The organism is Chitinophaga alhagiae (assembly GCF_003568665.1).
In the GTDB taxonomy this organism is placed as follows: domain Bacteria; phylum Bacteroidota; class Bacteroidia; order Chitinophagales; family Chitinophagaceae; genus Chitinophaga; species Chitinophaga alhagiae.
The window spans coordinates 104,858-131,372 of sequence record NZ_QXMH01000005.1; the positions used below are offsets into that span (position 1 = coordinate 104,858).

General features: G+C 55.1%; 20 protein-coding genes. 11 read left to right on the plus strand and 9 right to left on the minus strand.

Annotated features, from left to right (window positions below; all coding sequences use genetic code 11):
* Nucleotides 1-12: 12 nt before the first annotated feature.
* Nucleotides 13-1,641, plus strand: a complete 1,629-nt coding sequence (gene pgi / locus D3A97_RS22530; RefSeq protein ID WP_119080823.1) for a glucose-6-phosphate isomerase — start codon at nucleotides 13-15, stop codon at nucleotides 1,639-1,641.
* Between the two features lie 196 nt (nucleotides 1,642-1,837).
* Here the strand turns inward: pgi and D3A97_RS22535 are convergent, their stop codons facing one another.
* From D3A97_RS22535 to D3A97_RS22545, 3 genes are all read right to left on the minus strand, one after another.
* Nucleotides 1,838-2,275: a DUF3276 family protein gene (locus D3A97_RS22535; protein WP_119080824.1), complete on the minus strand. Its 438-nt coding sequence runs from the start codon at nucleotides 2,273-2,275 to the stop codon at nucleotides 1,838-1,840.
* 164 nt (nucleotides 2,276-2,439) lie between these two features.
* Entirely contained in the window at nucleotides 2,440-4,236 is a 1,797-nt protein-coding gene (locus D3A97_RS22540; protein WP_119080825.1) for an ABC transporter ATP-binding protein, read from the minus strand.
* A gap of 80 nt (nucleotides 4,237-4,316) precedes the next feature.
* Nucleotides 4,317-6,020: a chloride channel protein gene (locus D3A97_RS22545; protein WP_119080826.1), complete on the minus strand. Its 1,704-nt coding sequence runs from the start codon at nucleotides 6,018-6,020 to the stop codon at nucleotides 4,317-4,319.
* A 75-nt stretch (nucleotides 6,021-6,095) separates the two neighbouring features.
* Between D3A97_RS22545 and D3A97_RS22550 the strand changes: the two genes are divergently transcribed.
* Nucleotides 6,096-6,767: a Crp/Fnr family transcriptional regulator gene (locus tag D3A97_RS22550; RefSeq protein WP_119080827.1), complete on the plus strand. Its 672-nt coding sequence runs from the start codon at nucleotides 6,096-6,098 to the stop codon at nucleotides 6,765-6,767.
* A 66-nt stretch (nucleotides 6,768-6,833) separates the two neighbouring features.
* Here the strand turns inward: D3A97_RS22550 and D3A97_RS22555 are convergent, their stop codons facing one another.
* Nucleotides 6,834-7,763 (minus strand): phosphoribosylaminoimidazolesuccinocarboxamide synthase, encoded by a 930-nt coding sequence (locus D3A97_RS22555; protein ID WP_119080828.1) that lies wholly within the window; start codon nucleotides 7,761-7,763, stop codon nucleotides 6,834-6,836.
* A 70-nt stretch (nucleotides 7,764-7,833) separates the two neighbouring features.
* Here D3A97_RS22555 and D3A97_RS22560 point away from each other — a divergent pair, with 70 nt between their 5' ends.
* Both D3A97_RS22560 and D3A97_RS22565 read left to right on the plus strand, forming a co-directional pair.
* Nucleotides 7,834-8,088 carry a hypothetical protein gene (locus D3A97_RS22560; RefSeq protein WP_119080829.1) on the plus strand — a complete coding sequence of 85 codons (255 nt, stop codon included), beginning with the start codon at nucleotides 7,834-7,836 and terminating at the stop codon, nucleotides 8,086-8,088.
* 15 nt (nucleotides 8,089-8,103) lie between these two features.
* Nucleotides 8,104-8,751: an MgtC/SapB family protein gene (locus tag D3A97_RS22565; protein WP_119080830.1), complete on the plus strand. Its 648-nt coding sequence runs from the start codon at nucleotides 8,104-8,106 to the stop codon at nucleotides 8,749-8,751.
* A gap of 6 nt (nucleotides 8,752-8,757) precedes the next feature.
* On the opposite strand, the gene D3A97_RS22570 is transcribed toward D3A97_RS22565, so the two are convergent.
* Complete coding sequence (locus D3A97_RS22570) at nucleotides 8,758-9,666, minus strand: EamA family transporter (RefSeq protein ID WP_119080831.1); 909 nt, start codon at nucleotides 9,664-9,666, stop codon at nucleotides 8,758-8,760.
* A 49-nt stretch (nucleotides 9,667-9,715) separates the two neighbouring features.
* Nucleotides 9,716-11,320, minus strand: a complete 1,605-nt coding sequence (locus tag D3A97_RS22575; protein ID WP_119080832.1) for a hypothetical protein — start codon at nucleotides 11,318-11,320, stop codon at nucleotides 9,716-9,718.
* A gap of 120 nt (nucleotides 11,321-11,440) precedes the next feature.
* On the opposite strand from D3A97_RS22575, the gene D3A97_RS22580 reads away from it, so the two are divergent.
* The 6 genes from D3A97_RS22580 (at nucleotide 11,441) to D3A97_RS22605 (ending at nucleotide 17,795) form a co-directional block, all read left to right on the plus strand.
* The gene (locus D3A97_RS22580) at nucleotides 11,441-12,328 is read left to right on the plus strand and encodes a decaprenyl-phosphate phosphoribosyltransferase (protein WP_119080833.1); all 888 of its coding nucleotides are present in this window, start codon (nucleotides 11,441-11,443) and stop codon (nucleotides 12,326-12,328) included.
* On the plus strand, nucleotides 12,329-13,063 hold the full coding sequence (locus tag D3A97_RS22585) for an SDR family oxidoreductase (protein WP_119080834.1): 735 nt from the start codon (nucleotides 12,329-12,331) through the stop codon (nucleotides 13,061-13,063).
* The gene (locus tag D3A97_RS22590) at nucleotides 13,060-13,653 is read left to right on the plus strand and encodes an HAD family hydrolase (RefSeq protein WP_198674137.1); all 594 of its coding nucleotides are present in this window, start codon (nucleotides 13,060-13,062) and stop codon (nucleotides 13,651-13,653) included. Before D3A97_RS22585 ends, D3A97_RS22590 begins: the two co-directional genes overlap by 4 nt.
* Nucleotides 13,654-13,832: 179 nt before the next feature.
* Entirely contained in the window at nucleotides 13,833-15,371 is a 1,539-nt protein-coding gene (locus D3A97_RS22595; protein WP_119080835.1) for a patatin-like phospholipase family protein, read from the plus strand.
* Nucleotide 15,372: 1 nt separating this feature from the next.
* Nucleotides 15,373-15,999, plus strand: a complete 627-nt coding sequence (locus D3A97_RS22600) for a hypothetical protein (RefSeq protein ID WP_119080836.1) — start codon at nucleotides 15,373-15,375, stop codon at nucleotides 15,997-15,999.
* A gap of 20 nt (nucleotides 16,000-16,019) precedes the next feature.
* Nucleotides 16,020-17,795, plus strand: a complete 1,776-nt coding sequence (locus D3A97_RS22605) for an ABC transporter ATP-binding protein (protein WP_119080837.1) — start codon at nucleotides 16,020-16,022, stop codon at nucleotides 17,793-17,795.
* A gap of 5 nt (nucleotides 17,796-17,800) precedes the next feature.
* Here the strand turns inward: D3A97_RS22605 and D3A97_RS22610 are convergent, their stop codons facing one another.
* From D3A97_RS22610 to D3A97_RS22620, 3 genes are all read right to left on the minus strand, one after another.
* Nucleotides 17,801-18,016, minus strand: a complete 216-nt coding sequence (locus D3A97_RS22610; protein ID WP_119080838.1) for a hypothetical protein — start codon at nucleotides 18,014-18,016, stop codon at nucleotides 17,801-17,803.
* Between the two features lie 219 nt (nucleotides 18,017-18,235).
* Nucleotides 18,236-18,880 (minus strand): hypothetical protein, encoded by a 645-nt coding sequence (locus D3A97_RS22615; protein WP_119080839.1) that lies wholly within the window; start codon nucleotides 18,878-18,880, stop codon nucleotides 18,236-18,238.
* 14 nt (nucleotides 18,881-18,894) lie between these two features.
* The gene (locus D3A97_RS22620; RefSeq protein ID WP_119080840.1) at nucleotides 18,895-21,063 is read right to left on the minus strand and encodes a TonB-dependent receptor; all 2,169 of its coding nucleotides are present in this window, start codon (nucleotides 21,061-21,063) and stop codon (nucleotides 18,895-18,897) included.
* Nucleotides 21,064-21,251: 188 nt separating this feature from the next.
* Here D3A97_RS22620 and D3A97_RS22625 point away from each other — a divergent pair, with 188 nt between their 5' ends.
* On the plus strand, nucleotides 21,252-26,465 hold the full coding sequence (locus D3A97_RS22625) for an AAA domain-containing protein (RefSeq protein WP_119080841.1): 5,214 nt from the start codon (nucleotides 21,252-21,254) through the stop codon (nucleotides 26,463-26,465).
* Nucleotides 26,466-26,515: the final 50 nt, after the last annotated feature.

Sequence of the window (26,515 nt, forward strand, 5' to 3'; positions counted from 1 at the left end):
TAATCAGATCGTATGCTCCCTTCAGTACAACCAACTGCTACCAAAGCCTGGCAACAGTTACAAGCCCATGCGGCAGACATGAAAAAAACGCACATGCGCACGCTCTTTGCGGCAGACCCTAAACGCTTTGCGTCTTTTTCCCTCCAGTTTGAAAATATTCTCTTCGATTATTCCAAAAACATCATCAATGCAGACACCATGCGGCTCTTGCTGGGCCTGGCGGAAGAATGCGGGGTTGATGAGGCCATAAAGGCCATGTTCGGCGCTGAAAAGATCAACGCCACCGAGCACCGCGCCGTACTGCATACCGCGCTGCGCAACCGCTCCGGCCAGCCGGTGATGCTTGACGGGAAAGACGTGATGCCGGAAGTGAACGCCGTGCTGCGCCAGATGGAAGACTGCTGCGCCCGCATCCACAAGGGTGAATGGAAAGGATTTTCGGGTAAGCGTATCCGTTATATTGTCAACATCGGCATCGGCGGTTCAGACCTGGGGCCGGTGATGGTAACGGAAGCCCTCCGCCCCTACTGGGTAGAAGGCATCCAGACCTACTTTGTGTCTAACGTAGACGGCACCCATATTGCCGAAACGCTGAAAAAAGTAACGCCAGACGAAACGCTGTTCCTCATTGCCTCCAAAACCTTTACCACGCAGGAGACCATGACCAACGCGCACACCGCGCGCAGCTGGTTCCTGGAGAACGGCGGTAAAGAAAAAGATATAGCCCTGCATTTTGCCGCCCTGTCTACCAACGAAAAAGCAGTGACGGCATTTGGCATCGATCCCAAAAACATGTTCGCCTTCTGGGATTGGGTGGGCGGCCGCTACTCCCTCTGGTCTGCCATTGGCCTGTCTATTGCCCTTACCATCGGGTATAAAAATTTTGAGGCTTTGCTGGCCGGCGCGCATGCCACAGACGTGCATTTCAGGGAAACGCCCTTCCAGGAGAACATCCCCGTTATTATGGCGCTCATAGGCCTCTGGTACGGCAATTTCTTTGACGCGGACTCGGAGGCCATTCTGCCGTACGACCAGTACATGCACCGCTTTGCCGCCTATTTCCAGCAGGGCAATATGGAAAGCAACGGCAAGTATACAGACAGAACGGGGCAGCCCGTGAGCTACCAGACCGGCCCCATTGTTTGGGGAGAGCCGGGCACCAACGGCCAGCATGCGTTTTACCAGCTGATACACCAGGGCACCAAACTGATCCCCTGTGATTTTATTGCGCCTGCTATCAGCCATAACCCCATTGGCGATCATCATCCCAAACTGCTGTCTAACTTTTTTGCGCAAACGGAAGCGCTCATGAACGGTAAAACGGCGGATGAAGTGCGGGCCGAAGGCACACCGGAGGAACTGGTGCCCTTCAAGGTATTTACCGGCAACAGGCCCACCAACTCCTTTCTGCTGAAAGAGGTAACGCCGCATACGCTGGGCGCGCTTATTGCCCTGTATGAGCACAAGATATTTGTGCAGGGCGTGATCTGGAATATTTACAGTTTTGACCAGTGGGGCGTGGAGCTGGGGAAACAACTGGCCAACCGCATTTTGCCGGAGCTGGCGGATAATACGCCCGTTAGCGCTCACGATGCGTCTACCAACGGGCTTATCAATGCTTATAAACAACTGAGAAAATAATACCCGGCCGCTGTATGCGGCTGATGGCGGGAAACTATCTGGCAGATGGTTTCCCGTTTTTTGTCTGGTAAAGTTCCTGCCGTTAAAACCCTCCCGCATGTCTGGAAATGCGCTTTGGGTGCGCGGAGCCAATGCAATAAAAAACCTCCGGTGCTGCCGGAGGTTTTAAAAATCTTATCGTTGACAGGGAGAAGATTTACCATTTGTCTACATCCTCACCGGAGGGAGCGGGCGCTTCTGCTTCGGCTTCAGCTTCTGCAGCTACCTGCTCGCGGGGGGCAGATGCTTCTACGCTGAAGCTTTCACCGTCCTGCTCGTCGTCACGGTTTTCAGAGTAGTCATGGTTGTACGCATCAAAGTCGAAATCGGGCATCAATTCTGTTTTTACATAATTGATAGTTTCGGTTAAAGCATTCAGGAACTTGTTAAAGTCTTCTTTGTACAGGAATACTTTGTGCCTGTCGTAACCGTTATCGTTGAAACGTTTTTTACTTTCGGTGATAGTCAAAAAGTAATCGTTCCCCCGGGTAGTTTTTACATCAAAGAAATAAGTTCTTCTTTTGCCCGCTTTCAATCTCTTGGAAAAGATGCTGTCGTTGTTTCTTTCCTGTTGATTGTTGTTTTCGTACGCCACAGTTGATAGATTTAAGTGTTAACGAATCAAATCCTGTTTGAATGATCAATAATCAACAAATATACTATTGTTTTACAAATATCAAAATAATTTTAAATGATTTTGAAAAATCATCTTATATTTCGCGGAATCCTTGATGGAAGCGAGTTACAACGCTATGAAAATTACCCGTTTATGTTTTCCTCCTCCCCTGTTTGCTGACGTGCGTACAGCTCTGCGTAATAACCATTCCTTGATAATAATTCTTCATGTGTACCGCTTTCTGCCACGCCGCCTTCGTCCAGCACAATGATCTTGTCAAAAGAGAAGAGTGAAAAAATACGGTGCGTGATGATGATGGCCGTTTTATTTTCCAGGTAGGCATACAGGTTGCCGATGATCTCTTTTTCCGTGCGGGCGTCTACGGCTGAAAGGCAATCATCGAACACCATGATGTTCGGGTTGCGGATAAGCGCGCGGGCAATGGATACCCGTTGTTTCTGGCCGCCGCTGAGCGTTACGCCCCGTTCCCCTACTACGGTAGAAAAACCTTCGGGGAACTGCTGTATGTCCTTTTCCACAGATGCCTGCCGCGCGGCCGCGTGTACGGCTTCTTCATCCGCGCCCGGCTCACCGAAGCGGATGTTGTTGCTGATGGTATCTGAAAACAGGAACACGTCTTGCGGCACATAGCTGATCTGGTTGCGGAGGCTGGACAGCTTCATCTGCCGGATGTCCGTACCGTCTATCAATATACTCCCCTCCTGCGGGTCAAACATCCGTATCAGCAGTTGCGCCAGGGTGGTTTTGCCGGAGCCTGTTCTGCCAATAACGGCCACTTTCTGGCCCGGTTTGATATGCAGGTCAAAATTGCGCAAAGCCTGTATACCGGTGTGGGAATACGTAAAAGATACGTGGGAAAAGCGGATATCCCCTTTCAGCACGGGCGCCTGCGCGTCCGGCGCATCCGCGATCTGCGGCTTTTCGTCCAGGAACTCGTTGATGCGCTGCTGCGAGGCCGCGGCACGCTGTATCATGGAGGCCACCCAGCCAATGGAAAAGAACGGGAAGGTGAGCATGTTCACATACAGCACAAACTCCGCCAGGTTGCCGATGGTGATATTGCCGTTGATGACCTGCATGCCGCCAATGAAAATGGTGAGTATCACGCTCAGCCCTATCATCAGCGCCATGGCCGGCTGATACATGGCGTCCGTTTTGGCCAGGCTGATAGAGCTGTGTTTATATGCCTCGCTGGCCTCCTCAAAATGCTGCGCGCTGGGGGCTTCCTGTACATAAGATTTGATCACCCTGATGCCGGAGTAGTTCTCCTGCGCTATGGAGGTGATGTTAGACAGCTGCGCCTGGATGCGCTCGCTTTTTTTGTGGATCACAGCGTTCACAAAATAAATGGTGAGCGCCAGCAACGGCAGCGGAGACAAGGTGTACAGCGTCAGCGTGGGGTTCACGCTCCACATCAGCCAGATGATCATCACCATCATGATCACCGTACGGGTGGCGTACATCAGCGCCGGCCCCACGTACATGCGTACACGGGAAACATCTTCCGTAATGCGGCTCATCATGTCTCCCGTGCGGTTCATCTTGAAAAAGGTGAGGTCCAGCCGCTGGTACTGCTGGAATATTTCGTTCTTCAGGTCGTACTCAATGTACCGGCTCATCACAATGAGGGTCTGCCTTTGCAGGAACATGAAGAAACCGCTCAGCAGCGCCAGGCCCAATATGGACAGGCCGTAGAAAGCCAGCGTTTTGGTGAAGCCGCTCCTGAAAAGTGTTTTCAGGCCGGTATCGCTGATCATCTGGTAGTTTTTCAGGTTGGCTTCCAGCAGGTCAAAGATCTGCCGCACCATAATGGGCTGAAAAACGCTGAACACAATAGATACGGCCGTGAACAGCATGCCCAGTAAAAAACGCCATTTATATTTTACGAAGTACTTGTTTAAAGCTGCGAGGTGTTTCATTTGTAATCCGGATCTTAGCAATGGTCAAATGAGACCGCATACAAGCGCGGTCTCAAAATGCTACACAAATGTAGGGATTGCTATGCATTTCGGGCATCTTTCAGCAAACCCTTTCCGCGCAGGAATAAACGGAAACCTCTTCTTTTCATGGAAATGGCGCGCTGGTACTGATGACCGGCGGATTTATGGCGGCTATAAGCTGCAAAGATCATCGGCGCTGTAATGCTGCCCAGCATTTCTTCCTTGTTCTCTTTGTTCACTACCGGCAGGGCGCTCAGGCCGTAGCGGCTCATGAGCTGCATGGCCAGCGTAAGCGGGCTGCCCGGGTAAACATAAAGGGTCTGGAAACCGCGCGGCTGCGCTTTGTCCAGCTTCTGCATCACTTCCTCTACCGTCATGTGCTGCAATACGTCAGGCTCATAAGCATCTGGTGTGTGAATGCCGCGGCGGTGTATCTTTTCCGTCATGATAGTATTTTTCATGAGGAAGAAGGAAATAAAATAAGAACCGGTGCAGGCGCCCAGCAGCGGCAGCAGCCCGTGCGGCTGCATGGTGCATTCAAAGGCAAATACAATGGCCGTGAGCAACGCCCGCGCCGCGCCGGCAAACATGGCCGCCATGCCTATCAGGGCGCAGGTGGGCAGGTGCAACCCGCTTTGCGGGAAATAATGCAGTACCAGCATGCCCAGCATGGTACCGCAGGCGCCGCCGATGGTGAGCAGTGGCGCCAGCGTTCCGCCGGAGGTACCGCTGCCCAGTGAAACGGCCCAGGAAATGAACTTCATGAAACAGAGGCCCAGCACCAGTTGCAAAGGCACGGAACCTGTCAGCAGCTCGGTAATGTTATTGTACCCCACACCAAGGGTGTAAGGCGCAAAATAACCGGTTATCCCAACGCCAACAGCGCCCAGGGCCGGCCACCACATCCAGTGGATGGGCAGTTTTTCAAACAGGTCTTCAATAAAATAAACGCTTTTGGATACCAGTGCCGCCAGAACGCCCATGATGGCGCCCAGGCCTACGTACCAGAGCATCTGGCGGTAACCCGGCGCGGGTACTTCCGCCATGGGGAACACCGGTCCGGAGCCGAACAGCAGGTAATGCATGGCCGCGCCGGTAGCGCAGGCCAGGGCTACGGGTATGATGGAACGGGGCGAAAATTCGAACAGCAGCAGCTCAATGGCCAGCAGCACCGCCGCTACCGGCGTGCCGAAAATAGCGGCCATACCGGCCGTAGCGCCCGCGGTGAGCATCACTTTTCTTTCCTGCGGGGTGATGCGCATGATCTGCCCTGCCAGGGAGCCGAACGCCCCGCCGGTGGCAATAATAGGCCCTTCTGCCCCAAACGGCCCGCCCGTACCAATAGAAATGGCGGCAGACAAGGGTTTGAGCCAGGTAATGATGGGTTTGATGCGGCTTTCGTTGGTCAGCACCTGCTCCATGGCTTCAGGGATGCCGTGGCCGCGTATGGCGGCTGAGCCGGTACGCGCCATGAGGCCGATGATAATGCCGCCCAATACCGGCACCGCTATCACCCAGGCGCCCAGCTGGTTGCCCGCCGGCCCATGCTCCGCAAAAGAGAACTGGCCATAAAAAGATATATTCGTGATCAGGTTGATCAACGCCACCAGCCCGCGGGCTATGAACCCGATGATGATGGCATTCAACACTACCTGTACGCTGAGAAAAAATACCCGGATGGAAACCGGCGAGCCGGAAGGCTCCGCCGGCTGGTCAAATTCGGTCTCCAGGGAAGGGGAAATAGCAATCGATTCGTCTTTCATTTTGCAAAAGTATGTCTTATGCAATATTTTTGCGCTTAAATTTGAAAAATAACCTTAAAATATATTGCCTAAACAATGATTTCTGATCATCCTCACTGTTTCCTGTGCAAACATAGCCTCCCGGAATGGTACGATGCCATTGCGGCGCGTTCGGAAATAGTTGCTTTCAAAAGAGGCCAGGTGCTTTTTACAGAAGGAGAGCCAGCCTCGCACTTTTATTTTCTGCACGGCGGCACCATCAAGGTGCATAAACAATGGGGAGCGGCCAAAGACCTCATTATCAAATTTGCCGCGCCCGGCGATGTGCTGGGCCACCGCGGCATGGGCAAGGAACAGCATTTCCCCGTTACCGCCACCGCCCTGGAAGCCGGCAGCGCCTGCCGCATCTCCACGGAATTTTTCCTGTCCAGCCTGAAAGTGAATAACGGCCTGGCTATCAGCATGATGATGCTGTATGCCGGGGAGCTGCAGGAAGCGGAACACAAAATGCGCAACATGGTGCATATGGACGTGAAAGGCCGCATTGCGGAAGCACTGCTTACCATCCGCCAGGTTTTTGGCACGGACGCGGGCGGGAACATCAATAACCTGCTCACCAAACAGGATATTGCCTCCTACGCGGGCACTACCTACGAAACGCTTTTCAAAGTGCTGAACGAATGGGGGCAGGAAGGGATCGTGGCGGTATCCGGCAAGGATATCCGGATCGAAAAGGAGAAGAAATTGAAGGGGTTTATTTTGTATTGAGGGGTGGAGATAAATTTGTATTGAGGGTGAAGATAAAAAGGAGCGGGTCACCCCGCTCCTTCCGTATTACAAGCTCTTCAGCGTATCCAGTATCTTTTGCTCCGCATCCGCCGGAGACACATCTTCTTTCTTGAACTGCTGCCCCGTGATATTCTCGAACAGCTCAATATACCGGTTGCTTACGCTGTCAATGAACGCGTCTGTCATTTCCGGTACCTGCTGCCCTTCTTTACCCTGGAAGCCGTTTTCCATCAGCCACTCGCGCACAAACTCCTTGCTCAGCTGCTTCTGCGGCTCGCCGGCCTTTTGTTTTGCCTCGTACCCTTCCGCGTAAAAGTAACGGCTGGAGTCTGGCGTGTGGATCTCGTCTATCAGGTAAATGGTATCGCCTATTTTACCAAACTCATATTTGGTATCTACCAGTATGAGGCCGCGTTTGGCCGCCAGCTCGCGCCCGCGTTCAAACAGCGCCAGGGTGTATTTTTCCAGTTTTTCGTAGTCTTCCTTGCTTACCAGGCCCTGGGCAATGATCTCCTCACGGGAAATATCCTCATCGTGCCCTTCATGCGCTTTGGTGGTGGGGGTAATTATGGGTGACGGGAAATAGTCGTTCTCCTTCAGCCCTTCCGGCAGCGCCACGCCGCACAGCTCGCGTTTGCCGCTCTTGTACGTGCGCCAGGCATGCCCGGTCAGGTTGCCGCGCACCACCATTTCTACCGGAAATGTGTCACATTTCAACCCTACAGTGGCGTTAGGCAGCGGAACGGACTTTACCCAGTTGGGCACAATATCTTTGGTGGCATCCAGCATAATGGCCGCAATCTGGTTCAATACCTGCCCCTTGTAAGGAATGGGGCGGGGCAAAACCACGTCAAATGCGGATATGCGGTCGCTTACGAACATCACCATCCATTTATCTTCAATGGTGTATACATCCCGTACCTTGCCTTTATAAAAAGCGGTTTGATGGGGAAATTTAAATGTAGACTCTAACATGCCGGAATATTTTTTATTTTTTCAGTGCTGCAAAAATAGTCCACCACAGCGTAATTTTGAAAACCAATTTATGGGAACACCGGAAATGCCATACCAGCCTATTGACTGCAACTATTATGACCGCCTGGAGGCCTGGGCCACCATGCAGACCCTCTGCGTTATAGCCTTTACCGACGGCCAGGGCCAGCAGCAGGAAGTGACCGCCCGCATCCGCAACCTCTACACGCTGAACAAGGCAGAATTTTTGCAGCTGGATAATGGCCTGGTATTGCGGCTGGACAGCCTGCTGTCTGTGAACGGCATTCCTGTGCCCGGTGTTTGTTGATTAAATCTTTTTTACATGTTCCTGAGCGAAGAAATGTTCATCCGCCTGCTGGCTGCCATGGTAGCGGGTTTTTTACTGGGTTTCGAGCGGGAGGTGCAGCGCAAGGCGGCCGGTATCCGCACCATTGCGCTGATTTGCGTCAGCTCCGCCCTATTTACCATTGTTGGCAGCCATATGCCGGGCACTACGGGAGACCGGGTGGCCTCCAACATTCTCACCGGCGTAGGCTTTATTGGGGCGGGCGTTATTTTCAGGGGCGGGTTTACCGTAGACGGTATTACTACGGCCGCCACCATCTGGATCTCCGCCGCCATTGGCATGGCCATTGGCATCGGGGCGTACGCATTGGCGGGAACGGCTGTAGCGATCACGCTTTTTGTGCTGTGGGGGCTCTCTTATGTGGAGAATGTCATTAACCGCCGCCGGGACAGGAAATATTACGCCATCCAATACCAGGAGGCCGCCATGAGCACGGCTGAGCTGGAAGCGTTATTTACCCGCTATTGCAGTATTGTAAAAAAGATATCCACCACCCGGGTGGGAACGGGCATGCTCGAAGGTAAATATGAAGTGACGGGCACCATGCCCAAAATGGAACTGCTGAACAACAGCCTGCTGCAGCAGGGCGCCATTACACAGTTTGACGTGGAACTGGCCAAATAAGCCGTTCTATTTCTTCTTCAACGTCATCAGCACCACCCCCGCAATTACAATAGCAGAGCCGGTGAGCGATTGGGCAGACAATTGCTCGTCCAGTATCAGCCACCCCAGGAAGATGGCCACCACCGGGTTTACATAAGCATAGGTAGCCGTCAGCTGCGGCGGGGCGTTGTTCACCAGCCAGCTATAGGCCGTAAAGCCCACCAGGGAGCCGAACACCACCAGGTACGCTACCGCGCTCCAGGTGCGGACCGTCATTTCCCCGAATTTGTGCCAGTTCTGCAATTCCAGGCATACGCTCAGCAGCAGCCCCACCAGCATGCCCGCCAGCATTTGTATGCCGGAAGCGGTCATCTGTTTGGGCATGTTCATGCGGGGAGACAGCAGGGAACCCAGCGCCCAGGCCAGGGAGCCAAGCGTGAGCAGCGGTATGGGCCAGAGCGGAATGCTGCGGCTGGCCGTGGGGCCGGCGGTGAAAAGATGGAAAGGGTCGAAAATATAGAAGAGGCCTGTAAAGCCGAGAAAAAGCCCCCACAACGTGAGCGGTTGCGGTCTCTTTCTGCTGAAAAAAGCCCAGTCGAGCGAAATGAACCACGCCGGCAGCGCCGCAATGAACAGGGCCACCATGCCGGAGGGCATTACCGTAACGGCCAGCGCTACACTGGAGTTGCCGATGCCTATCAGCAATACGCCAACAATAGCGGCATTGGCCCACTGCCGGGCGCTGGGCCGCTCTTTTTCCTTCCACAGCCCGAACGCCAGCATAATGCTGCCGGCCAATATAAAGCGCAGGGTGGTCAGCAGGAAGGGCGGTAATATTTCAGCGCCTATTTTCATGCCCAGGAAGGTAGACCCCCAAAGGATGTACACCAGGCCCAGAGCCAGTATCAAAGTAGACTTGTTGCTGCTGCGCTGCATGGTTTCGGCTTGCGGTTATTCAGGAAAAGAGCCGCAAGGTAAGCGCTTTTTATTTTATATACACTTCAATAGTTGCGTTCGTGGGCCGGCGGGGCGCCAGAAAACTGTCTACCTGCCGGTAGTGCCGCTTCAGGTCGTCTCGCAGGGCAAACGGGAAGAAGTTGTTCAGCGTGGGGGCATATTCATACAGCACAATGTCATACTCCTTCCGCGCGATCCTTTCCTGGTACGCCGCCAGCTGCCGGTTGAACATGCCCACGCCCAGGTGGTGCCAGAGGGGAATATCATGGCCAATTTCCTCCTTGTAACCGATACTATGTTTCAGTGGAGTTAATTCAGTGAGGTTCAATATGTTCAGTTCCTTGCCTTTGGTTTTCACTTCCGGTAAGTTCATCAGCCTGTCCATACCTTGCACCGTGGAGGGCGGCATATAGATCTTTTTGAACTCGGGCAGGCTGGAAAAGATCCATTCGGAGGTGGGCACGTCCGTAGTATCTTCATGCAGCATGAAATTGTTGCGGGAGATCACGTTTTCCCCGCCTGCCACAGCGGTCACCGGCGCGGGCAGAATACGGCTCAGGATGCGGTCTACGTACTTGTAGAAAGCTCCGGACCACCAGAGCCCCACCAGCACGGCGCCGGCCAGGAAGGGCCTGAAACTGTCCGTTTTAAGCTGCAACAGCTGGCTGAGCTGGGTGAAAATGAAAGCAAAAGCGAATGCATGGAAAAAGATGTTGTTGTCTGGCGGCGTATAGCTGGTTACCTGGAAGAGGCTGGCCTCCGCAATAATGCCGATGGTAAGGAGGATGAACATCATTTTACGGCTGTCTGCCCACAGCGCCTTCACATCCCGCAGCGCGGGCGCTATCAGCAATATCACCAGCACCAGGTAAAACTTCAGCCATTGGGAGGCCACCAGGAACTCGTCTATGATATCCTTGACAGACAGGCGGGAGTTGTGCGGCGGCTGCCCATGGTTGAACCAGTACCCGAAACCGTGTGGAACAAACGGTAAAATGAAGGCCAGCGCCACCACTGCGTAACTGCCGAGAAATGCCGCCAGCTCCTGCCAGCGTTTGTGGCGGAGGCTATGGTAACCCAGCAGGGCCAGGCACAGCAGCATGGCCAGCCCGCCGCCGTCCTGCTTGGTGAAAAAGCTCAGGAAGGTGAAAAAAGCAGCGCCGAAAATGGCTGCCCAGCGCCATTTACCGCCGTTCAGGCCTTTCAGCAACAAAGCGAGGCCCGCCAACTGGTAAATGATCACGGTGTTGTTATACCACGGCCAGAAGTTGGGGAAAGAATAAGACAGCACGAACACCAGCACGGCCAGTACGCGCACGCCAACGGGTACGCCTACACTTTTCAGGATGGAACGGAATGAAAAACCGCCGATGATATTAAGCAGCACCTGCGCTTTCACAAGCGATACCAGGTAAGGCCCGAACAATTTGAAAAAAAGCGCCGGCATCAGCCAGAAACCAACACCCAGCGGCGTACCGAAATCGCGGTAAGGCATCTGTCCTTCAGACAGGCGGTAAGCGCCCTCCCACGATAAAAAGATGTTTACACGGTAAGGGAAAGTGGCAAATAACGGTACAAGGGCGAGGCCGATAATTAAAATACATTCAATAATGGTGGCTCTGCGCTGTGTCAAAAAGGGACCATTCATGCGGGGGCAGTTTACAAATAATGATATTATAATATTAAAGAGTGCAAAAATAGCTACAAATCCTCAAATTCATTGTAACTTGCTGCGCAATAAAGTTTAATCCCCGTGCAATACTTAAAATTGTTGAGGCCGAAACACTGGGCCAAAAATCTCTTCCTGTTTATTCCGCTGTTTTTTGCCGGCCAGATGTTCGATTTCGATAAAGTATTGGTGCTCGTCGGTGCTTTTGCCTGCTTCAGTCTCCTGGCCAGCAGCATTTACATTATTAATGATTACCGGGATATTGAAGCAGACCGGGCCCATCCTGAAAAATCAAAGCGCCCCCTTGCTTCCGGCGCTGTATCTAAAAATGCGGCCCTCGCCATTTTTGCCGTACTGGTAGTTGTGGGTTTCGGCGGGGCGTGGATGATCAGCCCCAAGTTCGCGTTTGTACTGTCCATTTATTTCCTGCTCAACCTGGCCTACTCTTTCGGGCTGAAGAATATTTCCATCCTGGACGTGTTTATTGTGTCTATCGGTTTTGTGCTGCGCATCAAAGCCGGTGGCGTTGCGTCTGACGTGGCCGTGTCTGAATGGCTGATGCTCATGATCTTCCTGCTGGCCCTCTTTATGGCGCTGGCCAAGCGGCGGGACGATATTGTGCTCAAAATGGCTTCCGGCAAAGACCTGCGCAAAGCCTCCAAAGGGTACAACATGGATTTTCTCAACACGTCCCTGGCCCTGGTATCTGCCGTTATCATAGTAGCTTATATCATGTATACCATGGCGCCCGCCACCATGGAACGTTTTAATACCTACCGCCTGTACTACACCAGCATTTTTGTAATTGCCGGATTAATGCGATATTTGCAGATCGCCTACGTAGACAACAATACGGGCTCCCCCACCAAAATCCTGTACAAAGACCGCTTCATTCAATTGACCATTCTCCTGTGGATACTGAGTTTTTATGTAATTATTTATTTGCCTACTAACAAAGTATTTTTTGAATAGATGACACCTACGGTACTAATACTCGGCGCAGGCTCAGATATGGCTGTGGCAATAGCCCGCAGATACGCACAGGCGCAATACGCGGTACAGCTGGCGGCCCGCCGGCCGGAAGAGCTGCATACCCTGCAGCAGGACTTCCAGATCAGGCACAACGTGGCGGCTACCGCCCACAGTTTTGACGCGCTGGATTTTGACAGCCACGCCGCTTTTTATCAATCCCTGCCCGCCAGGCCCGATGTGGTGATCTGCGTGTTCGGCTACCTGGGAGACCAGGAAAAAGGGCAGCAGCACTGGGAAGAAGCCGCCCGCATTTTACATACCAATTACACCGGCGCCGTATCCATACTCAATATTGTGGCGGAAGACATGGCCGCCCGCAAAACCGGCGCCATCATCGGCATCAGCTCTGTAGCCGGAGAGCGGGGCAGAATGAGCAATTACCTGTACGGCAGCGCCAAGGCGGGCTTTACCGCCTACCTGTCAGGCCTGCGCAACCGGCTGTTTCATGCAGGCGTACACGTTATGAGCGTGCAACCGGGTTTTGTGTACACCCGCATGACGGAAAACCTCACCCTTCCTCCCCTGCTTACCGCCAAACCGGAGCAGGTAGCGGAAGATGTGTTCAAGGCCGCCGCCCGTAAAAAGAACGTGATCTATACCCGGTGGTTCTGGCGCTACATCATGCTCATTATCAAAAGCATCCCGGAGTTTATCTTCAAAAAACTCAAGCTGTGAAGAACGTGATCGCATTTTTTGATTTTGACGGTACCATCACCAGCAAAGACACGCTGTTCGAGATCATCCGTTTCCAGAAAGGCGATGCAGCGTTTTATGCCGGCATGGCCGTGCTCAGCCCGCTGCTGGTGATGTTCAAAATGAAGATGATCTCCAACCAGCGGATGAAAGAAATAGTGCTGAAATACTTTTTCCGCAATATGCCCGCTACGCAGTTCCAGCAGGCCTGCAACGCTTTTTGCGAAAAACGCCTGCCCGCCATACTGCGGCCCAAGGCGCTGAACGCGCTGGCCTGGCATAAGGCCGAGGGCCACGTAGTGTACATTGTTACCGCTTCTGCTGAAAACTGGGTGGCGCCCTGGAGCAATACGCTGGGCATCCCCTGCCTGGGCTCCGTGCTGGAGGTGAAGAACGGGCTGCTCACCGGGCTGCTCACCGGCCGCAACTGCAACGGCGATGAAAAAGTATGCAGGATCAGGGAAGCCGTTCACCTCACCACTTTCCATGCCATTTACGCTTACGGAGACAGCAGTGGAGACAAGGAAATGCTGGCGCTGGCGCAGCATAAAGGTTTCAGGGCATTTGAATAAGCAGGGCCGTTTACGGCAATATTTTCCCCTGCCGTTTTTTCTGCCGCAAACCAGCTACAGGTGGATTGATATTTCAGCTTGATACAGCCGCCCTTCGCCGTGTGTTATCCCGCTTGTTATTATCCCCGTTATGCCGTAATTTGGTGAATATCTGTTAACACCCCCAAAAACTATCTGCCATGTCTTTCACTCAAAAACCGGGGCCTGAATACTTCACCCAGGCGCCGGAAGTGACCGCGGTACTCGATGCACTGAAAAACCGGTTCGGAGAGCGTTTCGAGCAACTGGTCATATCAGACACTCTTGATAAAGACGGGCGCCAGTATGTGCACCTGGTACAGGAAGGCGGCGGTGTGCTGGGCGTAGCGCTGGTTGGGTATACCTACATTCTTGAAAAAGCAGGCATCCGCTTCATGCGGCTGGCAGGTACCAGCGCGGGAGCCATCAACACCACGCTGCTGGCCGTGGTGCGGGAAGACAAAGCCGCCGGCCTCACCAAATCCGAGCGCATCCTCCAGTATCTCTGCAACAAACCTTTTTTTGATTTTGTAGACGGCCACCCCTTTGCGAAGAAGCTCATCAAATGGGTGATCAAAACAGAACATTTTGCCCGGCGCATCAAAAAGGGCGCCCGCCGCGTGGGCATTGCACTGGCCGCCCTGCTGCTGACGGATGTGGTAAGCACCGGCCTGCGCCATCATTACCCCGTGTTTAACGGTATTGCGCTGGTGTCTTATATCCTTACAGGTATGATGCTGTTGGGCCTTGCGCTGGCAGCGGGTTATGGCAGCTACCTCATTTCCCGCCTCAAGAACCGCGGCTTCGGCATCAACCCCGGCAAGAACTTTACGGACTGGATCAAGATGATCATGGCCGAAAACGGCGTGCAGACCATCGAAGACCTGGAGCGCGTATCCGGCAAAATGCCGGAAGGCCTCCACATCCGCAACGTAGAAACAGACCGCAGCCTGGGAGATGACCCCACCAGGGGCCTGCGGCCAGACATCACCCTCATCACCTCAGACATCATTACCCAGAACAAGATAGAGTTCCCGAAAATGTGGAACCTCTTCCGCGAGAACCAGCAGGAGCTGCACCCGGCGGAGTTTGTGCGCGCCTCCATGAGCATCCCCATCTTTTTCGAGTCTCACATTATCCGCAACATTCCCCGGGAGCTGCCCATTGTCCAGACGCACTGGCGCAACCACCTGCTGATGGAACCGGAAGACATTCCCACCGCCGTGCGTTTTGTTGACGGCGGCGTACTGTCCAACTTCCCCATCAACATCCTCTATAACCCGGAAGTGACCATTCCCCGCCTGCCTACCCTCGGCATTGAGCTGAACGACGCCACGCCGGCGGACAATACGCTGAACCAGGCAGACAACCTGGGCCTGGCCGATTACCTGGGCAAGCTGTTCAATACCGTGCGGTATTACTACGACAAGGATTTCCTGCTCAAGAACAGCCTGTTCCGCAAAGGCATTGGCGTCATCGATGTGCATGCATACAACTGGCTGGACTTCAATATCCCGTCAGACAAGCAGCGCGAGCTGTTTGTGCTCGGCGCGCAGGCGGCCGGCAAGTTCTTGCTGGAAGACTTTAACTGGGAAGAATACAAAACCGCCCGCATTGTGGTACACCAGGCCGTTAACACCTCCGGCAAAGACATGCGCGGGGTATCCAATATTTTAACCAAAAGCAAGAAAAAGAAATAAGATGACAGACCCGCGTTTCTATTTTGTGCTTTGTTTTGGCCTGATGCTGGCCGCTGCCCTCTGGCTCAACCGGCTGGCCCGGAAGTTTCACCGCCGTACCGGCAGCGGGGAAGAACAGCCGTTCTCCATTTTTGACCTGCAGTTCCCCGCCTCCGAAGCGGAAATGGACACCCTCATTGGCCGCCTGCAGCCAATAGCCCGCCGGGCGCTGAAAACCCATCTTTGGGTAGATTTCCTGTTTATGCTGGGCCTCTACCCTGCCACGGCCCTGCTTTGTATCATTATCGGCGCCAAAACCGGCAATGGCGAGTATTTTTTCTGGATGGTGGCCGCCTTGCAGGGCATAGCCTGGGCGGCGGATGTATACGAGAATATTTACTGCCTGCAAAAAATGCGGCAACGCCCCGCCAAAGGCGGTTTTGCCGGCTATTCGTTTGCGGTGAACACCAAGTTCCTGCTGGCTTTCCTGGGCCTGGCGGTTACCCTGCCGGTGGCCTTTTATTTCTGGATGACGGGCGAGTTCTGGCACAGCTCCCTCCGGTATGTGTGTATACTGGCAGGTGAAACAGTAGTTTTTCTTTTGATGACCGTATACAATATTTCCCGCCGCCGCTCGTCTACTCCATAAGGAATACCTTAATTTCGACTATGGAGCAACCGCAGAAACGTGCAAGAATTTCGCTGACCGGGATACGAAAGGCCCTACGCCTCTATGAATACGCCAAACCTTACCGCTGGCAATTTGCCGTGGGCCTGTTGATGTTGCTGCTTTCCAGCGGCGCCAGCCTGGCTTTTCCCAAACTGCTGGGAGACCTGGTAGACGCCGGCCATAAAGGGCAGTTGCTGGAGCAACTGGACCGCATTGGGCTGCTGCTGGCCGCCGTGCTCATTCTCCAGTCCCTTTTCTCCTACTTCCGCATCCGTATTTTTGTGTCCGTTACAGAAAAAACGCTCGCCGCCCTGCGGCAGGCCACCTATAACCACCTTATCAGGCTGCCCATGAAATTTTTTGCGGAGCGCCGGGTGGGTGAGCTGAACAGCCGTATTTCCTCAGACATTTCCCAGTTGCAGGACATGTTTACCACCACCCTGGCGGAGTTTCTCCGGCAGCTGATCATCATTACCGGCGGCATAGCCCTGCTGGCCGTTACCTCCTGGAAGCTCACGCTGTTCATGCTGGCCGTTGTGCCCGTTATTTGCGTGCTGGCCGTGGTGTTCGGCAAGTTTATCCGGAAGTTTTCCAAACAGGTGCAGGCACAGGTGGCGGAATCGAACACCATTGTGGAAGAAACGCTGCAAGGCATTTTCAACGTCAAAGCCTTTGCCAGCGAGTTTTTTGAAATAGGCCGCTATAAAAAGAAAACGGACGAGGCCGCCGCCACCGGTGTAAAAGCGGGCGCCTACCAGGGCGCGTTCGTCTCCTTCCTGATACTGGGCCTCTTTGGCGCCATGACGGCCGTTATCTGGAAAGGCGCCATGCTCATGGCCTCGGGAGATATTGAAGTGGGCCAGCTCTTTTCTTTCATTTTATATTCCGGTTTCATTGGCGGCTCCATCAGCGGGCTGGCGGAGATCTACACCCGCCTGCAACGCGCGTTGGGCGCGTCTGAGAACCTGCTGGAAATACATGATGAACCGGTTGAGGACATTCGCCCGCTTCCCCCGGCGGAAAGGGCCCCCGCTATTGCCGGAGATATCCGGTTTGAGCACACCGGCTTCCACTACCCCTCCCGCAAAGACATTCCCGTACTGCAGGATGTGAGCTTTCACGTGGCGCCCGGCTGGCAAGTGGCCCTTGTAGGCCCCAGCGGTGCGGGCAAAAGCACTATCGTTAACCTGTTGCTCCGGTTCTATGACCCCGTGCAGGGCCGCATCCTCGTTGATGGAAAAGATGCGCAGCAATATGACCTTTCCACACTGCGCAACCAGATGGCCGTAGTGCCGCAAGACGTGTTCCTGTTTGGCGGCACCATCCGCGAAAACATCGCCTACGGTAACCCCGCCGCCACAGAAGAAGAAATTGTACACGCCGCGCGGCAGGCCAACGCCTGGGAGTTCATCCTGCAATTTCCCGAAGGCCTCAATACCATTGTGGGCGAACGCGGCATTCAGCTCTCCGGCGGCCAGCGCCAGCGTATTGCCATTGCCCGCGCGGTGCTGAAAGACCCGCGCATCCTCATCCTGGATGAGGCCACCTCCGCGCTGGACTCCGAATCTGAAAGGCTGGTGCAGGACGCGCTGGACAAGCTCATGCACGGCCGTACCTCCGTAGTGATCGCCCACCGCCTCTCCACCGTACGCCGCGCAGACATGATACTGGTGCTTGACAAAGGCCGCGTAGTAGAGGCCGGCACGCACGAAGAGCTGATGGGCAAGGAAGAAGGCCTGTACAAAGGATTGAGCGAGCTGCAGTTCACCGCATAACAGGCTCACCGCCGCACCGCCTTTCCCTGCCACCGCTTTTTCAGCCACGGCCCTTTCCAGAGCCACAGGCCCGAGAGCACGATCAGCGGAAAAAATGCCCACCGCACCGCCGAAGCGGCGTTCGGTATAGTGGCCACCGGCCCGTAGATATATCCTATCACCGGTATGCTCAGGATGATGTGCAGCCAGCGGATGATCTTCCTTTCTGTAGATGCTTTCATATCACGTTAGTTTTAGTGGAAAACAAGGCCCGCGCAGGGGCAAAAGCGAACAAACCGTTATTTGTGTGGTCAAAACGCAAATATTGAAGGCCTGTTCGCCATCCTCCTGTGCCGCTGGTAGCACTGCACTGATCCTGTATCTTTTCATTCACGGCTAATCATTTTATTTCCACAGTATTGTAAATAGTGAACAGCTTTAAAGCATATTTAACACGAATATTATTTTGCCTGTTCCAGCATGTTCTTGCAGTCGGTTTTCCCCCATTGCGGCGCTTCAGCCGAAGCCGGGGCTGCTTCAAACTGCTGCAGGGCGGCTGCCAGCAATTCTTTGGCCTTCTGTTTGTCTCCGCCCCACATGGCCGGGGTCTGGAATTTAATGAGACCGTCCAGGTAAAGCGCGCGCGGGTTCTGCGGGTCCAGCTGGCGGGCCTGTGCAAGGTACTGGCCGGCTTTGGGGCCATACTTGCGGCCGTTCACCATAGGGTCTGCTTCTACCCTGCTGCGTTCAATAAAACTGTATACGGTGTACACTTCAGACGCGTCTTTCGGGTTGCCGCCGGCTTTTTTAACGAGACCGAGCGCTTGTTTGATCTGCGCTTCGGCCTGGGCGCTGAAGAGCATGGCTTTCTCCTTGTTCAGGAAAGCCAGCCGCATGTTGGCAACGGCCGCATAATAAACAGGCAGCCATTGCTCCGGTGAGGCCGCCGCCAGCCGCTGGAACTGGTTGGCCAGTTGCTGGTACTCCGCGCCGGTTTGCGCGGTATTGAGCCGGGCTACGGCGGTGGCAAGCTGCTGTGCTGCGGGTTCCTGGGCGGATGCCGCTACGGGCAGCAACATCATGATGAATACAATGATCTTTTTCATGTTATGTGGTTTTATTATAAATTTTCGTTGAGGTAGTCTTCCGTTCTGTCTATTCCCAGGCTCATAAAGATGCCAATGAAGAAATTGCGTGTAGCCGGGAGTGTTAGCGGTACTTTGTTGGCCCCGTTGAAACTGTATTCGTAACCAAATACCTGCTTGGTACCCAGCACGTTGTTTACGCCGAACGCGATCACTGTAAAATCTTTTTCCTTCCATTGCGGGAACAGGGACAGCATGTGGGCAAGGCTGAGGTTCAATACGCTGTATGCCTTGGTGGTACCCTTGTCCCGTAACTGGCCGGTTGCTGAAATGTCGTAGTACGGGCGGCCTGCCGCATAGGCATAAGAGAGGTTCACGCTGGTGCGGATGGGCTCAAAAAAACGTTTGGCCACTACAGACAGCGTATGCGGAGCGGCAAAGGAGGGCGCCAGCATGCCCGGGTAGTTGAGGTGCTCCCTTTTGGTATGCAGGTAAGAATAGCTCACCCAGTAGTCCAGCAGGGGAATACTTTTTTTATCGCGCCAGAAAAATTCAAACCCCTCTGCGTGGCCGCTGCCGTTCATGGCGGGCTGGCCTGTTGTTTTCAGCAGGCGGTCGTATTGTTTGTAAAACAGCTCCGCCCTGAAGAGGCGGTTATTGCCGTGGCGCAGGTAATTCAGGATGTAGTGCGTAGCCCTGGCCTGCGGCATCTCCGGGTGGGCCAGCAGGTAAGGGTTGTCCGCTTTCTGGTAAAAGACGCCGTAGGCCGCGTTCAGTTGTGAGCCGTTGCCCAGGCGGTAGGCGAGGCTGAGCCGCGGGGCCAGCACCGCGTCCCGCAGCAGGCGGGAGTGCTCAAACCGCAAGCCGGTGCGCAGCGCCAGCGAAGTGGTCAGCGTCCATTCCATCTCCGCAAAGGCCGCGTACAGCTCATCATGCCAGCCCAGTTGTACTTCGCCGCCCGCGCGCAATACCTGGTTGCCGGGAAAATAGCGGCTGAGCACGGCGCGCGCCTGGGCAAAGTTATCCGTTACGCTGCTGTCCCCTTCTTTCCGGAGGTATGGCGCATGCGGGATGTGTACGGGGTGCTTGAAGGCGTCTGTTACTGTTTTTCGTATATCCGTTGCGTTATGGTTGAAGGCGCCAGCCAGGTCAAGCCGCAAGTGTTTTCCCGGCGTGCTGCGGTGGCTGATGTTCACGTACAGGTTGCGGTCTTCAGACATAAAGCCGTTGCGCAGCGCCGTGCTGTCCACATCTTTGCGGTACAGGCCGGCATGGTGATAGCCGAAATTGGCGTATACTTTCAGCAGGCCCGTTTTCCCGGTTTTGGCCCTGAGGTTGGCTTCCGTAATGGAATAGGCCGGCCCTTCCGCATACTCCGGGTTTTGCGGTACAAGGCGCGCATAATACTCCCAGGTCATATAACGGGTGTTGAGGCTGAAGCTGCTGCGTTTGTTTGGGGCAAGGCGCTGTACGCCGGCAACGGCTACCATGGGTGAAATGCCGATAACGGCGGACGATTTGTCCGGCAGGTCTTGCGTTTCCAGCACCAGCGCCCCGCTGAGGCCCTGGCCATAGAGCGCTGAATAACCGCCGCTGCTGAACACAATGCCGTCAAACAAAAAAGGAGAAGAGATACGGTTGAATTGCGGCAAACCGGGCAGCGAAGCAAAATAGGGTTGCGGCACCAGCGTGCCGTCTATAAATTGCCGGGTTTCAAGACCGGTGCCGCCTCTCACAAAAAGCCCTTCCCTTTCGCCTATTTGCTGCGCGCCGGGCAGGGTACGCACGGCATTGGCAACATCCCCGCCGTTGCCGGCAACAGACACTACGTCCATGGCGGTCATCACCGCGCCTTTACTTTTGTCTCCCGCCATAAAGCTGCCGGCAGATACCACCACCGGCTCCAGGGTGGCGGGGTCTCTTTCCAGTTTTACCGTTACGGGTATGCCCGCCTGTATCGGCATTTCCCGGGTTTTGTAGCCAAGGTAGCTCACCTGCAGGCGGAGCGCGCCGCCGGCGCGGGTCTGGAACCGGAAGGCGCCCGTGGAGTCTGTAGTGGCGCCGTCTACTGTGCCGGCAATGGCCACACCGGCCCCTTCCAGCGGGTGACCGTTTTTATCTGTCACCCTGCCAATAATCTGTTGCGAAAAGGCGTTATAAGAAGCCGTAATGGCGAGCAGAAAAAAGATGCAGAAGGTTTTCATATCCGCTGTTTTTTGTGCAAAATATCTTGCTGCACAAGTACTTGCGGCCGGAATGCGACGAGTGGGGCAAATCCCGCAACAAACCGGAAAAATGTATCTCCCTGCCTTGTGCCCGCTAAACGGAAATCGGTAATTTTGAGCAGGCTGTCAGCTATGCCGGCTTACTCTTTTCAGCATAATATTTTACTTTGACGACGATCTTATTCCGGCAGTTCCTCACCACTGCCTTTCAACACGGGAACTATACAACGGACGATGTAATTGCAGCCGTACTCCCCCTTTTCAGACAGGTACAACGCATCCATGAAGCCGGCCTGGTAGCGGCCTTTGACCAGGACGCGCTGCTGGTCAGCCACCGCGCCATACAAACGGACGAATTGCTGGCCCGCCCTCCGCAAGACGCGCCAGAACGTGTAGCCGCCCTTTTCAGCGCGCACAACCCGCACCTGGAAGTGGTAGACAAAGTGAAGCTGGCGGCAGACAGTGAGAAGGCCGTCAACCTGCTGATACAGAAAGACCCGCAGCAGCCGGTCCGGCATGCGGCCTACATACCCGGCTACAGCAGCTACGAAATACTGCTGGGCCATCACGATGCGCAAACGGATATTTTCTGCCTGGGTCAGGTGATGGCCGGTATGGCCCTGGGTCTCAACCTGTATGACCCGGAGCAGCTGGACGAACTGGCGCAGCAACGCCTGCACCCGCTGCGCCATCAGCATTTGCACCCCGCTATAGGCACCCTGATCACCGAAATGACGGAGCTGGACCGGGCGCAGCGTACGCAAGACCTGCAGGAGGCCATTCACCGCCTGGAGAATTACCGCGACTTTGACCCGGAAAAACAGACAGATCTCAGCGAGCTGGCCGGCTGGGTGCATCATGAACGGAAAGAACGGCAGGCGTTCATCCTGAACAAGCTCCGCAACCGCCTGTTCGATACCAGCCGCCGCAACCGCCTGCTCTACTACAAGCCCAATGCGCGCTTTGCCAACCTTACCCTCAGCAGCGTGCCCATGGTGCTGCATCATCAGAGCATCCGCCCGGAGCTGCTGTTTACCTGGAACGAGGAAGTGGCGGAAAAAGTAACGGGCATGCAGGAGCTGTCTCTCAACAAATATCTCCGTTTCGAAGACCATCCCTACCTGCCCGCCGTGCTCAATAAGATACGGCTGGAAGCCCGGCGCGATGTGCAGGAATATGGCTTCAGCCAGCTCAAGCTGGTAGTGGCTTTCCTGAAATGGTACAACCTGCCGGAAGAACCGGAAGAAAGCATCCTGAGCCCCCTGCTGTTGATACCGGTTGAACTGAAAAAGAAAAAACAGGCCGCCGGAGACCAGTACGTGCTGAGCGTTACAGACAACAACGCGGAGGTGAACCCCGTGCTGGCCAACCAGTTGCGGGAGCTGTACGGCATTGTGCTGCCGGATATGGTTGACCTTGAGGAAATGAGCGTGGAGCAGTTCCACCGCCAGCTGCAGGTACAGGTAGAAGGCGCCAACCGCGGCATCGTGTTGCCATACATGCAGAAGCCGAGGATACGGCTGATCTACAAAGAAGCGCGGGAAACGCTGCAGCAATACCATCAGAAACTCCGGAAAGAAGACCCGCAGCCCGTTCCCGCCGCGGAGCACGAGCTGTTTGAAATGGCGGAAGGGCAACACAACCCCTACCGCTGGGAGTTTGATACCTGCCATGTGGTACTGGGCAATTTCAACTATAAAAAAATGAGCCTGGTGCAGGATTATAATGCTGTGCTGGACCAGCCGCAGCAGCACCCGGTGTTTGAGCAGCTCTTCAACGCACAGCCCCGCCCCCTGCGTGAAGAGGCCGCCGCTACCGCCCTGCCGGAAGAATGGTTTCACGTGATACAGGCGGACCCTACGCAAACGCAGGCCATTACGCAAGCCCGCAACGGCGAAAGTTATATCATCCAGGGCCCGCCGGGTACCGGTAAAAGCCAGACCATCACCAACCTCATCGCGGATTTTGTAGCGCGCGGCAAACAGGTGCTGTTCGTATGCGAAAAACGCGCGGCGCTGGACGTGGTGTATCACCGCCTGAAACAGCAGGGGCTGGATGAGCTGTGCTGTTACATTCATGACAGCCAGGGAGATAAACGCACTTTTATCAAAGACCTGAAACATACGTATGAGGCCTTTGTCAAACCCGGCCCGGACGGGCACAGCATTACCCTCAAACGCAACGCCTTGTTGCATAACCTGCAGCAACAACTGCAGCTGCTCCAGCACTTTCACGATACCCACGCGCAGGAGCAGGAACATGCGGGCCTGGGCATCAGGGCGTTGATGGAAAGGCTGCTGGCCCTCCGGCCGCAGCTGCGGGCTATAGAAGCGGCGGAAGAAGAAACCGTGCCGCACTACAAACAATGGCTGCAATACGGCAATATGGTGGAGCTGCTGGGAGAAGCGCTGGAAGAAAGCGGCGCCGCGCCGGTGTTTGCCACGCACCCGCTCAGTAAAGTAAATGAGCAGGTGTTTGCCGCTGAACAACCCATCACGCTGCTGCAAACACTGGTAACGCGCGGCACCGGGCTGCTGGAAGGTATCATGGAAACGCTGCAGGCGGCCGCCATAACAGCGGAAGACCTGCATACCCTGCGGCAGCTGGTGCGCCACGCCACCCTGTTGCTGCCCCTGGCGGAAAGCGGCAATCTTTTACTGGTAGACCCGAAAACCCCGGAAGCGAGGCAATTTGCGCAGGCCGTGCAGCAATGCCGGGCGTTGCAACAGGCCGCGGAGCAAGCCGCCGCAAAAAATACCGGCTGGCTGCAAAAATTCAGCGAGCAGGATACCTTGCAGGCGCTGGCCATTGCGCAACGGCACGAAGGCTCTTTCTGGCGTTTCCTTTCCGGCAACTGGCGAGGGCTCAAAAAACGCCTGCACGCGCAGTACGATCTGCAGCGCCACAGCGTACCGCCCGTTTACAGCCAGCTTTTGCTGCTGCTGAAAGAAGAATATGACGCTACCCGCCTGGCGGCAGATACCCGCCGCAACACGCAGCAGCAGTACCGTATAGACAACCTCGACCTTACCTGGCTTTCCATAGAACGGCTGCGGGCGCACCTGGAAGAGCCCGCACTGCAATACCTGCTGCAACATCCGCGCGCGGAAGCAACGGTCATACAACTGGCACGCCTGCACGATGCGCTGCACCAACTGGAACAAAACCTGCAACAGGTACTGCAGGACGCGCCCCCGCAAAACCTGCGCACGCTGGCAGACATGCTGGAAAGCATCCGCCTCAATGCGCCCGCGCTGGAGGAGCTGCTGCCGGCGCTGGGCAATTACCTGGGCATGCCCGGCGCCCTCAAACAGGCGCTGCGCTCCCTGCCCTGGGAGCCGCAAGAAATGGAAGCGGGCATGGCGCATAAAACCTTGCGGCATTTTTACCGCCACAACAAGGGCTTTGCCAATACCACCGGCCAAACGCTGGAAACCGCAGTGGAACAGGTACGGCATTGCTACCATACCCTGCTGGACCTGAATGCGGAATACATCCGTGCACAGGTGCGCGGCCGCTTTAAAGAACACGTGCAGCTCAGCGGAAAAGCCGCCTCGCAGATAGAAGAAACGCAGCAGGAATATGCCCGCGCTTATGCGGAAGGCCGCAGAATACTGGAAAACGAATTTGCCAAAAGCATGCGGTACAAAAGCATCCGCGAGCTGACCAGCCGCAGCAGCGGCCTGGTGCTCAAAGACCTGAAACCCGTATGGCTCATGAGCCCCCTCAGCGTGAGCGATTCCCTGGCGCTTGACCAGCCCTTCTTTGACGCCGTGATATTTGATGAGGCCAGCCAGATCACGCTGGAAGAAGGTGTTCCCTCCCTCTACCGCGCGCCGCAAACCATTATTGTGGGAGATGACAGGCAAATGCCGCCCACAGACTTTTTCTCCGCCAAAAGCGGTGACCCGGACGACCTGGAGCGGGAAGATGAAGAAGACGAAATACTGAGCGCCGATGCAGACAGCCTGCTGGTGCAGGGCGCCCGCAAAATGAACAGCTACATGCTGGGCTGGCACTACCGCAGCCATTTTGAAACGCTCATCAGCTTCAGCAACCACGCGTTTTATGATGCGGCCCTGCTCACTATTCCTGACCGCAGCATTCACGATGCGCCTAAACCCGCCATCAGCGTAAATGAACCGTCAGACGCGCTGTTTAACGCCGCCGCGCTGCAAGACCGGAGCATCAGCTTTCACCACCTGCCCGGCGGCACTTACCTCAAACGGGGCAACACCGCCGAAGCAACTTATATTGCCCACCTGGTGCGCGAGCTGCTGTTCAAAAAAATGCCGGAAAGCATTGGCATTGTGGCGTTCAGCCAGGAGCAGCAGCATGCCATCAATACCGCCCTGGAGGCGCTGGCCGTGAACGACAAAAAGTTTGAGGAACTGCTGGAAGACGCTACGGAACGGACGGAAGACGGGCAGTTCACCGGCCTCTTTGTAAAGAACCTGGAAAACGTGCAGGGAGATGAAAGGGACATCATTATTATGAGCGTGTGTTACGCGCCTGACCACCGCGGCAAAATGTCCATGAACTTTGGCCCCATCAATAAAAAAGGCGGCGAAAAACGCCTGAACGTGATCTTCAGCCGCGCTAAAAAACACATGGCCGTGGTGAGCAGTATCCGCCATCACCAGATCACCAACGTGTACAACGCCGGCGCTAACTACCTGCGCCGTTTCCTGCAATATGCGGAAATGGTGAGCGCGGGCAATATGAGCGCGGCGGCGGGTATACTGGACGGGCTTTCCTCTGGCCGCCATGCCGCCCGTTCCCGTACGGCCGGCACCGTTATATTGCAGGAGGTGCGCGCGCAGCTGGAGCAGCAGGGTTTTACGGTAAGCGAGCAGGTGGGCCAGTCCGGTTTCAGGTGTTCCCTGGCCGTAAAACGGCAGCCGGAAGACGATGCCTATGCGCTCAGCATTATCATAGACGATGACCAGTACTACCAGCACCCCAATGTACTGGAACAATATTACCAGCGCCCCGCCATCCTGGAGAACTTTGGCTGGAAAACCGTTACGGTGTACGCGAAAGACTGGCTGCTGCAGCCGCAGCGCGTCATGGAAGACCTGCTCAGGCACCTGGGCAAGGCGCCCGGCGCGGCTCCGCTCAACAGCCTGCTGCCGCAGCCAACCGTGCCGGAAGGCACCACCCGCCTGCTGTTGGGAGAAGGCCGGAACGAAAAGTTCTGGGAAGCGGCCGTCAGCGGCGCCCGGCTATTTATACGGCAGGGCAAAACCGGCACAAAAGGGCAGATACAGGTGCAAACCTGTATGGATGCGGCGGACGCCTGCCGGGAAAAAGACCGGCTGGTAGCAGAAAAAAAGGCCGCCGGCTGGCGGGAGACGGGCGGAGAACCGGAATTGTTCTAGGCCGGAAATGTTCAAAAACCGGCGCACTACCCTGGTGCGCCGGTTTTTTT